Annotated in this window: 15 protein-coding genes, 1 tRNA gene and 1 other RNA gene; 14 read left to right on the top strand and 3 right to left on the bottom strand. The window is 40.9% G+C overall.

Annotated elements, in window-relative coordinates; all coding sequences use genetic code 11:
* Positions 1-8: 8 nt before the first annotated feature.
* Genes AC6FXG_RS06430 through AC6FXG_RS06420 form a run of 3 tightly spaced genes read left to right on the top strand, consistent with a single transcriptional unit; the run spans position 9 to position 3,755 of the window.
* Complete coding sequence (locus AC6FXG_RS06430) at positions 9-1,007, top strand: ABC transporter substrate-binding protein (protein ID WP_500572022.1); 999 nt, start codon at positions 9-11, stop codon at positions 1,005-1,007.
* Positions 1,008-1,022: 15 nt separating this feature from the next.
* Positions 1,023-2,681, top strand: a complete 1,659-nt coding sequence (locus AC6FXG_RS06425; RefSeq protein ID WP_500572021.1) for an ABC transporter permease — start codon at positions 1,023-1,025, stop codon at positions 2,679-2,681.
* Positions 2,682-2,684: 3 nt separating this feature from the next.
* Positions 2,685-3,755, top strand: a complete 1,071-nt coding sequence (locus AC6FXG_RS06420; protein WP_500572020.1) for an MBL fold metallo-hydrolase — start codon at positions 2,685-2,687, stop codon at positions 3,753-3,755.
* 46 nt (positions 3,756-3,801) lie between these two features.
* Here AC6FXG_RS06420 and AC6FXG_RS06415 read toward each other — a convergent pair whose 3' ends face one another.
* On the bottom strand, positions 3,802-5,286 hold the full coding sequence (locus tag AC6FXG_RS06415; protein WP_500572019.1) for an ATP-binding cassette domain-containing protein: 1,485 nt from the start codon (positions 5,284-5,286) through the stop codon (positions 3,802-3,804).
* 217 nt (positions 5,287-5,503) lie between these two features.
* Here AC6FXG_RS06415 and AC6FXG_RS06410 point away from each other — a divergent pair.
* From AC6FXG_RS06410 to arsS, 11 genes are all read left to right on the top strand, one after another.
* Positions 5,504-5,592 (top strand) — tRNA-Ser (locus AC6FXG_RS06410).
* Positions 5,593-5,862, top strand: an RNA gene (ffs, locus tag AC6FXG_RS06405) — signal recognition particle sRNA large type.
* Between the two features lie 446 nt (positions 5,863-6,308).
* On the top strand, positions 6,309-7,025 hold the full coding sequence (locus AC6FXG_RS06400; RefSeq protein WP_500572018.1) for a rhodanese-like domain-containing protein: 717 nt from the start codon (positions 6,309-6,311) through the stop codon (positions 7,023-7,025).
* A gap of 85 nt (positions 7,026-7,110) precedes the next feature.
* Positions 7,111-8,559 carry a TIGR04282 family arsenosugar biosynthesis glycosyltransferase gene (locus AC6FXG_RS06395; protein ID WP_500572017.1) on the top strand — a complete coding sequence of 483 codons (1,449 nt, stop codon included), beginning with the start codon at positions 7,111-7,113 and terminating at the stop codon, positions 8,557-8,559.
* Between the two features lie 9 nt (positions 8,560-8,568).
* Entirely contained in the window at positions 8,569-9,312 is a 744-nt protein-coding gene (locus AC6FXG_RS06390; protein WP_500572016.1) for a TVP38/TMEM64 family protein, read from the top strand.
* Positions 9,266-9,970 (top strand): TVP38/TMEM64 family protein, encoded by a 705-nt coding sequence (locus AC6FXG_RS06385; protein WP_500572015.1) that lies wholly within the window; start codon positions 9,266-9,268, stop codon positions 9,968-9,970. Before AC6FXG_RS06390 ends, AC6FXG_RS06385 begins: the two co-directional genes overlap by 47 nt.
* Complete coding sequence (locus AC6FXG_RS06380; RefSeq protein ID WP_500572014.1) at positions 9,945-10,607, top strand: TIGR04283 family arsenosugar biosynthesis glycosyltransferase; 663 nt, start codon at positions 9,945-9,947, stop codon at positions 10,605-10,607. Before AC6FXG_RS06385 ends, AC6FXG_RS06380 begins: the two co-directional genes overlap by 26 nt.
* Positions 10,594-11,550 (top strand): heterodisulfide reductase-related iron-sulfur binding cluster, encoded by a 957-nt coding sequence (locus tag AC6FXG_RS06375; RefSeq protein WP_500572013.1) that lies wholly within the window; start codon positions 10,594-10,596, stop codon positions 11,548-11,550. The genes AC6FXG_RS06380 and AC6FXG_RS06375 overlap by 14 nt, the downstream gene beginning before the upstream one ends.
* A 24-nt stretch (positions 11,551-11,574) precedes the next feature.
* Entirely contained in the window at positions 11,575-12,012 is a 438-nt protein-coding gene (locus tag AC6FXG_RS06370; RefSeq protein ID WP_500572012.1) for a C-GCAxxG-C-C family protein, read from the top strand.
* A gap of 48 nt (positions 12,013-12,060) precedes the next feature.
* Positions 12,061-12,399, top strand: coding sequence for an arsenosugar biosynthesis-associated peroxidase-like protein (locus AC6FXG_RS06365; protein WP_075574652.1), 339 nt, complete (start codon positions 12,061-12,063; stop codon positions 12,397-12,399).
* Positions 12,399-13,358: an arsenosugar biosynthesis radical SAM (seleno)protein ArsS gene (gene arsS / locus AC6FXG_RS06360; protein WP_500572011.1), complete on the top strand. Its 960-nt coding sequence runs from the start codon at positions 12,399-12,401 to the stop codon at positions 13,356-13,358. Before AC6FXG_RS06365 ends, arsS begins: the two co-directional genes overlap by 1 nt.
* A gap of 391 nt (positions 13,359-13,749) precedes the next feature.
* Here the strand turns inward: arsS and AC6FXG_RS06355 are convergent, their stop codons facing one another.
* Positions 13,750-14,658 (bottom strand): YitT family protein, encoded by a 909-nt coding sequence (locus tag AC6FXG_RS06355; RefSeq protein WP_500572010.1) that lies wholly within the window; start codon positions 14,656-14,658, stop codon positions 13,750-13,752.
* Positions 14,648-15,418: an alpha/beta hydrolase family protein gene (locus AC6FXG_RS06350; RefSeq protein ID WP_075574654.1), complete on the bottom strand. Its 771-nt coding sequence runs from the start codon at positions 15,416-15,418 to the stop codon at positions 14,648-14,650. The genes AC6FXG_RS06355 and AC6FXG_RS06350 overlap by 11 nt, the downstream gene beginning before the upstream one ends.
* Position 15,419: the final 1 nt, after the last annotated feature.

The raw sequence follows: 15,419 nt of genomic DNA, 5'->3' as shown, positions 1-15,419 counted from the left end.
GGAAGAATATGAAAAAACGTTTTATTACATTATTATTAGTAGTCGCACTTGCATTTTCAATGGTAGCTTGCAAGGGAGAATCATCCAAGGAGGATGGCAAGCTTTCAGGCAAAGTTACCGTTTACATGCCAAGTCCAGCAGGTCTTGCTGACAAATTAGCAGAAGCTTTTAAGGAAAAAACTGGAGTTGAAGTTGAGCAATTCCAAGGTACAACTGGTGAAATCCTTGCTCGCTTAGAAGCAGAACAAGCAAATCCCGTTGCCGATGTAGTTGTACTTGCATCTTGGTCAGATGGTTTGACTTTAAAAGCTGATGGCAAGTTGGAATCTTACAAACCAAAGGTAGCTGATAAAATCAATGAAGGCTTTATCGATGCTGACAACACACTATTTGGTTCAAGCGCATCAGCTGTTGCTGTTATCTACAACAAAACTCTGTTGCCAGAGCTAAACGCAGACTGGAGCGAATTGGCCGATCCGAAGTACAAGGATATGATTGCTATTCCTGATCCAGAAAAATCAGGCGCTTGCAAAGACTTTTTGGCTGGTTTTGTAACTGGTCTTGGCGATGGCAAAGACATTATGAAAGCTTGGGCAGATAATGGTCTTGTAATTCCTGGTGCCAACAAGGCAGCTTTGGAAGCGGTTACAACTGGTGAAAAGGCAATTTTAATTGCAGGCGTTGACTATAATGCTTATAAATCAATAGATAAGGGCGAACCTCTTGGAGTTTATTATCCAAAGTCAGGTACAGTTATCAACCCACGCCCTGCTATGATTTTAAAAACTGCTCCAAACAAGGACAACGCAAAGGCCTTTGTAGATTTCTTATTCAGCGAAGAAGCACAAAAAATGGTTGCAGACGCATATCTCTTACCTGGTATCAAGGACATTGAATATGATACACGCAGCAATTTAAAAGACATCCCAACAATTAATGCAGATTGGGATGAAATGATGAAGGTTGCAAGTGACACAGCAGCTGAATTAAAAGAGCTTTGTAAATAATTTTAATAATAGCTTATGAGGCAAAATACTTTAAAAAACAATTGGATGCTCATAGCTTTGCTGATCCTTTTGATATTTTTGATCCTCTGCCCGCTTTTTTCTATCTTTCAAAAGGCGGTTGTAAGAGACGGCAAGCTGGATTTTTATCAGGCTTGGCAGACGATCAGGACCTCTGAAAACCTAAAGACCATTACAAATTCACTTGTATTGGGCCTGGCGGTTGTCCTTTGCTCAACTATTATAGCGGTGCCCACCGCCTATATTTTGGTGAGGACTGGCTTTGCTAGATTTAAGTTTTTGGATATTGTATTTATGATTCCATTTATGACGCCGCCATATATCGCGTCTATGGGATGGATTCTTTTCATGCAAAAAAATGGTTTGTTTCAACAGCTATTCCCAAACACAGGAGCCTTGTCAGAAGGCTTCTTTAGTTTTATGGGTCTAGTTCTTGTAATGAGCTTAAATGTGTTTCCATTTCTGCTCACCATTTTAAAAAATGCAATTATAAATATTCCTGCCAGCCTGGAGGAGAGTGCGGCAGTTTTTGGTGCGGGAAAAGTCAAGAGATTAAATAAAATTTCCGCCCCACTTTTAACGGGCAACTATGCCATAGGTGCACTTTTGGTTTTTGTAAAAACCCTGTCCGAATACGGAACGCCCTACACTCTGGGCAGGAGGATTGGATATTATGTATTTACAACCGACATCCACAAGTATTCGACCACAGCGCCCGTGGATTTTGCAAGCTCTGCAAGTCTTTCGGCAGTCCTGATTTTTATTTGTATGGCCATGTGGCTGGTGCAAAATTATATAACTGAAAATAAAAGCTACAAGCTGGTGAGTGGCAAGGGGTCAAGGTCTGTGAGGACAGAATTAAAACCCTTTGGCAAAGTCATTGCCTGGGCCTGGATAATCTTGGTCATACTAATTTCAATTGGCCTGCCATACTTTTCTATAATTACCAGCTCGCTGATAAAATTAAGAGGCTACGGACTAGCGGCAGGGAATTTTACCTTTGACCATTACAAGGAGCTCTTGACCACACCAAAGGCTCTGAGGGCCATCAAAAACTCCCTTATCTTGGCCATTTCGTCAGCAAGCATTTGTTCTGTTATAGGAACGCTTACGGTCATTGGAGTTAGAAAGGCTAAGGGATTTTTAAAAAAAGCCTTGGAGGCCATTAGCCTTTTACCGGAAATGCTCCCAAGTATTGTTATAGTTCTTGGCATAATGCTTTTTTGGAATTCGATTTACAAGGTCATTCCCCTTTACAACACCATAGGCATCATGATACTAGCCTATGTAATTTTGTATTTGCCCTTTACAGTTTCCTATGTCACCTCGTCTTATTCGCAGATAAACGAAAGCCTCTTGGAAGCGGGCAGAACTTTTGGGGCCAGCCCGGCTTATGTCTTTAAAAAAATCACCCTGCCAATGATTTCAAAGGGAATATTCTCGGCTTGGATGATGACTTTTATTATAGCTTTTCGTGAGCTAGTTACTGCCAGTTTGATTGCGCCGCCAAACACGCTTGTCGTTTCGACTTATATCAACAGAGAGTTCGAGCAGGGGAGTGTGCCTCTGGGCATGAGCATGGCAGTATTGTGCGTAATAATAACCGTCGGAGCTCTTATACTTTTTAAGAGCCTGACCGAAAAGAAGGGGAAATAATAAATGAAAGTTTATATTGGAGGCGGAGTTGGCGAGCACGGCCGGAATTGCTTTTATGTAAGTTGCGATGGGCTTTCATTTTTAGTGGACTGTGGCTTGATGGCCGATGATAAGAAGAATACGTATCCACATTTAATACCAGAGCAAATAAATAATTTAGAGGCAGTTTTTTTAACCCACTCACACAATGATCACACGGGTGCTATTCCCTGGCTTTATGAAAATGGCTTTGATGGGGAAATTATTGCGACCACAAAAACCTTAGAGCAAATAAATTTTCCATTAAAAAATAAAATTCCTTTGGAAGAAATTTGCCCGAACCAAGTCGGGACTTACAAGGGCCTAAAAATAAATTGGGGGAGAGCTGGCCACACAGCCGGGTCTGTTTGGTATAAATTTTCGACCGAGGACAAGACTCTAGTTTTCTCAGGAGACTACAGCGAGCACTCTCCAATCTATGAGTGCGACTTATTACGCGGTATGGCTGCTGACTTGGCAGTTATAGACGTGGCTTACGGCAGAGTCGACAAAAATTTTATGGAAGCCTGCAAAGAAATCATTGAAAAAACCAAAGACCTCTTAGATGTGCACAAGATAATTGCCTTTCCAGTTCCCAAATACGGGAGGGGCATAGAGCTTTTTAAAATCTTGAGCGAAGAAATCGAAGATATAAACTACTATGGCGATGAGAATATGGTGATGGCTGTAGAAGATTTTAAGAAGGGCGGTTTTTTCTATAAAAAGGCTAAGATAAAAAAGGAAATATATTTATATAAGGGAGAGAATAAGGGCATAGTTTTTATTTCTGATCCCCAGCTAAAGTCGAATGCGGCTGCTAAGACCGCAGACCAAATTTTAGCTATGGGCGGCAAAATAATAGCCACTGGTTTTATAGAGGACAAGACTTATGCTAAAAACCTGCTGGACAAGGGCAAATTGGAGGCTCTTATATATCCAATCCACCAAAATTACAAGGAGTATTTGTATTTGCTGGATAAAAATTCCTTTAAAAAATCCATCCCTTATCATTCGGATGAATTAAAGACAGAGGAAAAATATTTTAACATTTCCTAGGCACACAAAAAGCGAGAGTTTTTGATTAACTCTCGCTATTTTTATATTATATTTCTTTAAGGCCGTTGGGATTTAGCTCATAGATTTTGTCGCAGGCTTGGGTCAGGAAGGACCTGTCGTGGGAGATTGCAAATATTGCTCCTTTGAAGTCTGCGAAGACGGAGTTGAGTTCGTCGATTGACAGTGGCGAAAAATTTCGCGTGGGCTCGTCTAAGAGCAAGACATTGGCGCCGTCAAAATCCAGTTTGGTCAAAATAATTTTCGCCCTCTGCCCCGGACTTAGTTCGCCCATCTTGCGATTGATTTCTTCCTTGGAAAATTTAACGCTGGATAGGTAGGTCATAATCTTCGTTCGCTCGTCCTTGGTACCGTCTACTGACAAAAAGTCGTAGGCAGTCTGGTCGTAATCCAAAACTTCCCTGTAGTCTTGGGGCATGACGCCAAGCTTTATATCAGTCCGATTTTTTAATTCTTCGGTCAGCTTTCTAAAGAGGGTAGTCTTGCCAACCCCGTTTTTACCAACTATGCCAATCTTGTCTTGCCCGTAAAAATCTAAATTGATATTTTTTGCCAAAACATTTTCATTGATTTTTAATTCGTAGTTGGCCAGATTTATTATGGGCTTGGCTGCTGGAAGGGGCTGGTAATTGGAAAACTTAATTAAAATCCTATCCTCAGCTTCTGGAATTTCTAAAAAATTTTCTGCCTCCCTTTCAAAACGCCTCCGCGTAGACTTGACTGCGTGCATTTTCTTGGCCAGTAACCTGCCGCCAGCTGGGTCGGCCCGGCTGATAACCTTTTGCTCGTGGTCAACTCTTTGGTAGATTTGCTGGAGCCTTTCCATCCGCTTTTTGTAATCGGCTCTCTGTTTGTTGGCGATCATAAGGTCTGATGCGTACTTGCGATTTCTCCTGTCGATAAATTCTTCATATGGTATTGGCACGAAGGTTGAAATTTTTCCCAGATGTATAATGCCTTCAGCTGTAGCCTTTAAAAGTTCCGTGTCGTGGGAGATAAATAAAATCGCCAGGTCCGAATGCCTTATAAAATCTTCCAGCCAATAGACGGTTGCCAGATCCAAGTCATTGGAAGGCTCGTCTAAGAGTAACAAATCAGGTTCAGACATTAAAATTTTCACCAAAGCCAGTTTGATTTTCTCTCCGCCAGATAGCTTTTGAATCTGAGTATCGCGACTTATAAAATCATAATCGAGGTCAAGGTCATCCAATATTCCATATATAATCGAGTGGTTGATTTCGCCCAGATAATCTCTTACGGATAAATCATAATAGGCGTCCAGATTTTGTGGCAGATATCCAGTGGCAAAGGAATTTTTAATTGATCCTTCCACTTCTAAATAGTCTTGGATGGCTGGGTCCTTTAAAATGCATTTTAAAATTGAAGACTTGCCGGCTCCTTCTTCACCGATAATGGCAATCTTGTCGCCAGAGTTTACTACAAAGGACAAGTCTTTGACCAAGACTTTTAAATCCCTAAGGTTTCTTATAGATAAATTATTTACTTGTAACATATTTCCTCCTTATTATTTTTATAAGGCGGATTTGTTGGACACAAATTCCGCATGTGTTTTTGATCTGTGCCCTCATTTGAAGGCTCTTAAGCCATAATTGTCATCTTGACACTTCCTTTCTATAAATGATAATTTCATTATAACACTGCAAAAGACCTTTTACAAATATAAATTCTATTTGACAAATTATTAAAAATCATTTATAATAAAAGCTCATGGAGAGATGGCCGAGCGGTTGAAGGCGCCCGCCTGGAAAGCGAGTATACGCAAAACGTATCGAGGGTTCGAATCCCTCTCTCTCCGCCATGGTGCAAGACGGGGGGCTAGCGGTTCCTTGTAATCTGCAATCCGCTGTAGCAGAGTCTGACTTTTTTGAGGGCTTTTTGTGGTCGGATGCTATTGTGGCATCTTGGTGTTGATACATTGGACCTATATGCAACGATAAGTGCGCCGAACCTCGTCAGGTCGGGAACGAAGCAGCGATACGCGTTTCTTTCGTGTGACATATAGCCATCCGTGAGGAGCCAAGTGCCATGGTGGGCACGGTTGCAAATGTTCGATTCTAAGTCCGCACCTTACATATTTAAGAGCGAAAGCTCTTTTTTTATTGGATTTTTTTATATTGAATTTTCAATTTTAATTTAAAATCTTCAGGCCTTCAATCTTCAAAGGGCAGAGAATTGTTTTTCAAAAATGCAATTTTCTTAAGAATATCAAAGGCCTTTTATTTTCAAAAAAAATTCTTAATTTCAATTTATTTTCTCTTTGCACTTGCAATTTTTATTTGAGCTATTCCGGGTTTTTAAAGATTCAAGGGCAGGGGATTATTTTTATAAAACTGCAATTTGCAAATATATATGAAAGGCCTTTCACTTTGGGAAAAATTTAGCACTTTGCATTATAAATTTTATCTATAGGTCGGCTTTTCTTATAGATGAACTTTATTGGATTTTTTCCTCAATAAATGCTACAATAAGCAGTGTGGATATTTTCCACATGATAATTTAATTTAGGAGGAAATTATGAAAAAACAAAATATTTTTTTAGTTTGCATCCTTGCTTTATTATTAGCTTTTGCTGGATGTAAATCAAATGATGCACCAGCAAAGACTGATTCAACAGCAAGCGCTGATGGTACAATCTCAGGTGCAGACCTAGACAAGATTGAAGAAGACAACAAGGAAAAAGAAAACTACCTTGTAATCGACGTTAGAGGTCCTGAACAATATAACGAAGGACACGTAAAACACGCTATCAATATTCCACTTGATACACTTGAAAGCAGACTTTCAGAAATTGAATCTTTCAAAGATAAGAATGTTATCACAGTTTGCAACACAGGCAAAAAGAGTGGCGAAGCTCAAAAAATTCTTCAAGACAATGGCTTTACAAAGGTTTTAAATGCTGAAGGCGTTAAGGATTTCGCATACACAACAATGACTAAGGCTAAATCAGTTCTTGGACCAGAATTTGCTGAACTAATCAAAGGTGATGTTACAATTCTTGACTTCAGAGAAGAAAAAGACTTCAACGAAGGCCACATTGCAGGCGCTATCAACACAACAGCTGATGACGTTTTAAATATCCTAGATCAAATTCCAAAGGATAAGCCAGTTCTAACCTACTGCTACTCAGGAAACAGATCATTTGGCGGAGCTCACAAGCTTGCTGAAGAAGGATATGACGTTTCAAACGCTATCGACGGAACTAAGGAATACGAATACGAATTAGTAAAATAATTTAAATAAAAATATGAAAGGGAGATTTTCTACAATTCAAGATTAACTGTAGGCGAATCTCCCTTGTTTTTTAAAGGAAGAGCATATGATTATATTTTTCACAAAGGCACCGGAGCTTGGCTTTTGCAAGTCACGTTTAAGGGAATTTATAGATGACGAAAAAGTTTTGGTAATTTGCCGAAAGCTAATAAAAGATACTTTTGTATCAATAAACCACTTTCCCTGTACGATTTATTATGCCGGAGTTTATGAAAAATTGGATTTTTTGGGAGCTGATTTGACACAGATCCACCATAATCCCCAGGTCAAAGGCAGCTTGGGTAGGCGGATGAAAGAGGCCATTTACCATGAGCTCAAGTTAAATGACAAGGTGATTTTAATTGGGTCGGACCTAGTGGGTATAGATGATTCCTTGATTAAGTCTGCCTATGAGGCGCTTGATGATTATGATATAGTCATTGCTCCTGTAGCTGACGGCGGCTACGGACTGGTAGGAATGAATAGGGAATGCGATATTTTTACTGGCATAGAATATTCGACGCCCCATGTTTTAAAAGATACGATTGATTTGGCCGAAGAAAAAGGCTACCGAGTAAAAGTCTTAAAAGAAATCTTGGACATAGATGAGTTTGACGACCTTGTCAGAGCAGAGACGGGAATTTTTGATATTGACCTGATTGGCAGGGGCGAATACAATGTCAACTACAAGGTCGGCGATAGAGTTTTTCGCATTAACTTTGCCAGCCAAATGGGACTGGGGGAAGACCAAATCGCCTATGAGTACCAGGCTTTAAAAGAGCTGGAGCCCTCGGGAGTAACGCCCAGGGCCTACGAATGTAAAAAATCTGGCGAATATATTCCTTACGGTTTTTTGACCATGGAGTATTTACAAGGTCGGCCACTGGATTATGACAAGGACATGGCGACTGCAGCTAGACTTTTGTCAACCGTCCACAATATGGATGCCAGCCATTCAAAACTAATCAGGGCAGATAGGCCCTTCAAGATGATGTACGAGGAATTTTTGTCCATGTACTCCCACTACAAATCTTGGGAGGGCAGGGACAGGGAAGCCGAAAAAATTATCGATGAACTAATGGCAATCGCAGGATCTTATGACCTGGATGCTCAAATGAAAAGACCGTCTATAATTAACACAGAGTTAAATAATCGCAATTTTATTATCAATAATAATTCTTATATTATAGATTGGGAGAAGCCCATTATTGGCGACTGCGAACAGGACTTGGCCCACTTTTTGGTACCGACTACGACCAATTGGAAGACCGATAAAATTTTGTCGGACGCAGAAATCGAAAACTTTTTACTTGAATACGAAAAATATAGATCCGTAAATAGAAAATTATTAAAACAGTTTATGACCTTTAACACCCTAAGGGGGGTCACCTGGTGCTCCATGGCTAAGCGGGAGTACTCCAGCGACCGGGCTATAAAAAATGAAGATACAGAGAAGAAGATAAATAAATTTTTAAGCTTAGATTTCTTAAAAATGTTAAAGGAAAGATTTTATTAGAGGTGAATTATGAGTAAACATGAATTAACTCCACAAGAACAAAAAAAGGCCAATACCAGACGGATAATTCTCTTAGCCGTTATTGGTATCTGCCTCTTGGTTTATTTCTTTGTACCATCTGTAAATACAAAGATTAATACAGCAGTTTCAACAGTATTTACAACTGACATTCATAAAGTGGTTGAATACATTAGAGGTTTCGGCGGATATGCAGTTGCAGTTTCATTTTTATTGATGATCCTGCAAGCAATTATCGCACCTGTCCCAGCCTTTGTTATAACCCTATCAAACGCAGTTATCTGGGGCTGGTGGAGAGGCGCCATACTTTCATGGACCTCATCTATGGTTGCAGCAGGTATTTGCTTCTACATTGCTCGCATTTTAGGCCGTGACGTTGTTGAGAAATTAAATGCAAAATCAGGTATAGCAAAGATTGAACAATTCTTTGAAAGATATGGGACTAACACCATTATCATTGCCAGACTTTTACCATTTGTTCCATTTGACCCAGTATCATACGTTGCAGGACTTACATCTATGGGCTTCTGGGAATTTTTCTGGGCAACAGGTATTGGCCAATTACCAGCTACAGTTATTTACTCATACGCAGGTGGCCAACTAACTGGCGGTGCACAAAAGATGTTTATCGGTCTCTTAATCTTATTTGGCGGTTCAGCTATTGTAGCAATGGCTAAGAAGATGTACAATGAAAAATACAAAGACGAAAAAACAAAAGATTCAGGAAATAATTAAAATATTAATCGCCCTAACCATCGTAGCCGGGTCAATTTACTTGGCCAGGTATGCAAAGTTTGAGCACATCCGCGACTTTGTTCAAAGCTACGGGGTTTGGGGCGAGGTAATTTACGTGCTTTGCTGGGTGGTCCTGCCCATATTTATGTTTCCAGTCCCCGTCATCGCCTTTGCAGGCGGAGTAATGTACGGGATTGGTAAGGGCAGCCTCCTCACCATGCTTGGAGCCATGTTAAATGTAATTGTGGTTTATTTTTTATCCAGGTATGTAGCCAAGGACTTTGTAGAAAAAATTATTTTAAACAGAGTCAGCGGCAAACTCAGGGAAAAACTTTTAACCGAAGATCAAAAATCCCTCTTTGTAGTTCTAACTGTAATGAGGATCATGCCCATTGTATCCTTTAGTCTTTCAAATTATCTGGCGGGAATTACAAATGTCAAGTTCTGGGTTCACATGCTCTCATCGGTTATTGGGATAATCCCGGGCACGTTAATATTTTTAAACTTTGGCGATAAGATGTTGGAACCGGGTTCTGCTTCATTTATAATTGCTGCAGTCCTCCTTGCTCTAATAGTTATTGTGCCAATATTTTTTACAAGAAAGTATTTTGGTGATTTAGTTGTCAAAAAAAGTGACGATAATTCTTCCGACTTATAATGAGGATGGGAATATTGCAAAAATTGAAAACCAGCTAAGGAAATTGGAGGGTGACTTTGATGTCATCTTCTCCGATGGCTTTAGCACGGATAAAACCTATGAGCTCATTACTTATCCAAAAATTCAAGAGGCCAAGTACCGGGCCTTTCAGATGAATGCTGCGGCCAAGTATGCCAAGACCGAATACCTGTGGTTTGTCCACGTGGATTCGATTTTGCATCCCAAGTCAGTTCTCGCTATCGAAAATTCTGGCTACGAGATTGGATGCTTTAGGCTAAAATTTGACAAGGATACTTTTGCCCTCAGATTAAATTCATTTTTCACAACTGCCTTTAGGCTGAGACTACAAAAACTTGCCTTTGGTGACCAGGGAATTTTTATCAGGAGGGACCTCTTTAAATCCATGGGCGGTTACAAGGAAATTCCGCTGATGGAAGACTATCAATTGTCTGTTGATATTAATAAAATGGGCAAGAAGATTGAACTCATTGACCTGCCTATAATTACATCGGCCAGACGCTTTGAAAAGGGAGCCTTTAGGACTTATCTCAAGATGCAAAGATTGCAATGGAAGTACAGGCACGGCAGGGATATATTTGATATACATAAGGAGTACGAAAGCTATGACGGTAAGTGAAATCGAAAGAACTAGACAAGACTGTATCAAGTGTGGGGCTTGCACAAAAAACTGTAAATTTTTAGAGAAATATTCTATGAATCTGCTGGACTTTTGCGACCGCGAAGACCTCCGCTATTCATGTTTTATGTGCGACAGGTGCAAGGAAGTTTGCCCCAAAGATTTATCGGGTAGGCAAATCGCCCTCGAACTCAGGCAAAATAATCCAAAGGGCCTGGGCTCTGTGGAATTTATGAAAAATAATTATAAGCTGAGAAACAATAGTAAAAAGCCATCGGAAACTCTTTTGTTTTTGGGCTGCAACTATCCAGGATTTTTGCCCAAGACTTCTGAACGCATGATTGAAATCTGTGCTGAGCATGGAGTGGATTTTTCTGTGGACTGCTGCAAGAAGCCAGTAGCAGAAATGGGTGGCGACCCAAAGATGAAATATATAGACAAGGTCTTTAGGGACAAGGGCGTCAAGCGACTCATCTGCTGCTGCCCCAACTGCTATCATTTCTTGAAAGACCGCTATGATGATATAGAGATTATCGACCCATACGAATATTTATTGGAAATCGGAGAGGGCAGAACCATAGAGGAAGAGGCTCATGTATTTTTTCCTTGCTCTGAGCGTTTTGATTCACCTATCTTTGAACACATTAAAAAATTTGCTCCAAATGTCAAGACAAGGACTTACAAAAAAATAAATTGCTGCGGCATGGGCGGCGGCGCATCCAAGACCGAAGGTCAAATCAAGACCGACTGGCACGAAGCCATCAAGGACATTGACGCAGACAATATTTATAACTACTGCTCAACTTGCGCCGGAGTTTTTGAAGCCAGCGGGATTAAAAATGTAAAGGTATTTTTGTCGGAGATTCTTGGAGTTGACGAAAGGCCCAGCCAATCTTACGGGAAAAATGTTTTAAAAATAAAATTTAGAAATCACAAGATGTAATAAAAAAACAATAAGGAGAAACATATGAAAGATAATGAAAGAGAGCAAATCCTTGCCTGGATGGGCGAGGGCTACAATTGCTCGCAAGTTGTACTTATGCACTTTGCAAATAAAAAAGCAATTGATTTGGACATGGAGACAGCCAAAAAAATTGCCCAACCATTTGAGCTTGGCCACTACACAGGAGAAACCTGCGGGGGATTAAGCGGCGGACTCATGGTAATCGGCCTTATGAAAGGAGCCATGGACGATGAGGGCAAGGTCGAACTCATCAAAGCTGCCCACAAATTTGTGACCGGCTTTAAAGAAAAAATGGGTTCAAATATGTGCAAGGACTTACTAGCCACAAATGTCAACGAAGGAGACAATTTATCAAAGGCCTTTGAAGATGGGACTATTGCAAGGGTTTGTCCTAATGCAATTTTTACAGCCATTGAACTGGTAGAAGAAATTTGCGGATAAAATTCGCAAGGGATTTAATAATAAAAACAAAAATTATGGAGGTATACTATGAGTGAATACTATGAAAGAAAAGACCTACAAGCTTTCGGCAAGGGAGAACTGGGAGAATTAGACAAAGAACTTTGGAATAAATTTATGGCCTACTATGGGGACGTTTTTGCAGAAGGCGCTCTTACAACACGTGAAAAAAATCTGATTGCCCTTGCTGTGGCCCACGCTGTCCACTGCCCATACTGCATTGAAGCTTACACAGAAGCCAGCCTCCAATCAGGCTGCGACAACAAAGAACTTATGGAAGCTGTCCATGTTGCAACTGCTATCACAGGCGGTGCAGTCCTAGCTCATGGCACACAAATGAAAAAATTAATTGACGAGTTGGAATTCTAATGGAAAAGAAATTAAACATTCCAGATTTTGAAAGCCATTTAGAAGACGGCATCCTCTGGTCCAAGGACAAGCTTGCAACCATGCAAGTAAATATTACCAAGACTTGCAACCTGACCTGTAAGCACTGCCACGTTGAGTCAAGTCCTTCACGTACAGAAGACATGACCAGGGAAACTGCGGACAAGGTCATTGAATTATTTAAAAAAGAAGGATTTCAAATCCTAGACATCACTGGCGGGGCTCCAGAAATGTCAAAGCAATATAAATATTTAATCGAAAACCTGGCTCCATACGCTAAGAAAATTATGACCAGGACCAACCTGACCATCCACCTTGAACCAGAATACGAAGGTTACTTAGAATTTATGAAAGACCACAAGGTTGAAATCGTCGCATCACTTCCTTTCTATGAAAAGGACAAGACCGACCGCCAACGCGGAATCGGCGTTTACGATGAATCAATCGAAGTCCTACAAAAATTAACCAAGATGGGCTACGGAGTTGAAGACGATTTGATTTTGGACTTGGTCTACAATCCAAACGGGGCAATTTTGCCTGGTGACCAAGTGGAACTTGAAGATATTTACAGGGCCAAGCTGGATGAGTATGGCATTAAATTCAACCAACTCTTTACCATCACCAACAATCCATCCGGCAGATTTTACAATTGGCTAGAACGCTCTGGCAATCTTGAACGCTACATGGACAAACTCTTGGCAGCCTTTAACCCGGCAACAATTGACGACGTCATGTGCAGGGATATGATAAGCGTGAACGACGACGGAACTCTTTATGACTGTGACTTCAACCTGGCCATTAAACTTGGCATGGTTGATGAGCCAAAGACTGTTGACCAAGCACTTGAAATGGGCCTGGGCAAGAGAAAAATTGCCACAGCCAACCACTGCTACGGATGCACAGCCGGATCCGGCAGCTCCTGCGGCGGCGCCTTGGAATAAATATGTACACATAAGCACCTGGAAATCGGGTGCTTTTTGCTTGCTTAAATTCTTTTTAGCAAATTTTTTTGCCCGAAATTCTCCTCAGATTGTTGACCCAATCAAACAAAATTTTTTGTCCGAAATAAATCGGACGCTACCTAAAATTTTGTTTTCGTGAACAAGAGCTTGCGTGAGGGAGCGTATGCCAATTGGTCAATTTTTACACGAGGCGGTGGTTACCATAAAGGTAACCTCTACAATTTCCGCCTCGTTTTTTATTGACCTCTTGGGCGTGGCTGCAATCGGACACTACAGAAATTTTGCAAATAAAATTTGTCTAAAATAAAAATCAAAAACCCACAATAATTCCAATAAAAAACTTGCACGCTTGTGCAAGTTAATTTTTTATTTAAGCATCTAGGCTGTCCATCCTAAAACCACGGCCGCGGACTTCTGTGAGTTCGCTGATGCCGATAAAGGCACCTTCGTCAATTTTATTTACAATGTCCTTGAGGATTGTGATCTCACGATTAGAGATAACCAGGTAGATGACCTTGGTGTCCTGCTTGGACCAACCGCCCTCGGCCTTCAAAAATGTAACGCCCCGACTCATTTGTTGGTTGATGGCGTTGGCTATTTTCTCTGGCTTAGCCGTTATAACATTGACGGCCTTGAGATCTCCCTTGCCCGTTTGAATTTTGTCGAGCATTGTGTAGGAAACGTACATGGCAATAATGGTGTAGGCTGCTGGCTGAATGCCAAATAGATAAGCGCCTGTGCCAATTACGACGGCGTTCAACAATAATAGGGCAGAGCCGATTTGCATATTGTATTTCTTTTTCATAACGGCAGCCACTATGTCAAAACCGCCTTGGCAGCAGCCGTTTTTAAATAAAATCCCCATGGCAGTCCCGTTTACCACGCCCCCCACGATCGCAGACAAAAGCGGATCGGTAAAGGATATATATTGGGACACGCCTCTAAAGATAATCATGGTAAATGATTGGACGATGGTGCTTATAAAAGTGTAGACCAAAAACTTTTTGCTAAGAGTCCTCAAACCGAACAAAAAGAGTGGCAGGTTCAAAATGAAAACAGTAATACCTGCGGAAATATCGGTCAGGTACTGAATCATAATTGAAATACCGCCGATGCCCCCGCTCAAAAACATATGGGGCGTATAAAAAGCGTTGACCCCAAAGGCAAAAATCAAGTTGCCGATGATAATGGCCATGAGCTTGGATTTAATCTCGTACCTAGACCCAAAAAGCTCCAGCATTTTTGGATTTGGGCAGTAAATTTTTACCTTATTTTCCATAATCTTTAACTCCATCTGACTCTAAAAACATCTCTGTAAATTCCATGGCCTTGACCGTCATTTGGTGCTTGGCATCGTCTAGGACAATGTGTTTAAAGAGACTTTTCTTTTTATAAAAAGGCTTTAATGCTGAGGCCGTTTCAATATTAAACTTGGGCGGCACGATTTCGTCGAGTGCACCGTCTACCAAGATGATAGGACGATTTTCCAGGCGAGATAAATTTTCCGCCGGACTGTAATAGCGAAGCTCATTTTTTATTGGTTTGTAGACGTCTTCGCTAATATTTTCTTCTCTTGCAATCCAATCCGCAAAAGCCAGATAATCGAGGACGCCGTTGTAGCAAATGAGTTTGCCCACAGGATTTTTCACAAAGGCACCTGCAGCCGCCATGGCCCCCATAGAGTGGCCGGCGAAAATAATATCGTTTGGATTGTATCCCTTCTTTTCAGCCACATAATTTACAATGCTGGGGCTCTCGGTAATTGTATTTATCAAAACCTTTGGCAAAGCCTCCGCATCTGACACAGCATTAATATTAAACTCGCTCTTCCTGGACCCGTGGCCCAACTGTTCGACCACAAAAACATCGTAGCCCATGCTTGCCAAAATCTGGCACCTAAACATGGACCGTGCCCTTGAGGAAGTGTAGCCGTGGTAATAAATAATTGCCCCAAGAGGTTTGTAGCTCATGGGAGTAATCTCTGTAACATCAATTCCATTAATGTTGATGTCCATTTCCAAATAACCATTAAAACTCATA

Source organism: Ezakiella massiliensis (genome assembly GCF_059862345.1).
The sequence above is the reverse complement of the archived record's forward strand: the minus strand, read 5'-3'. Positions and strand labels throughout refer to the sequence as shown.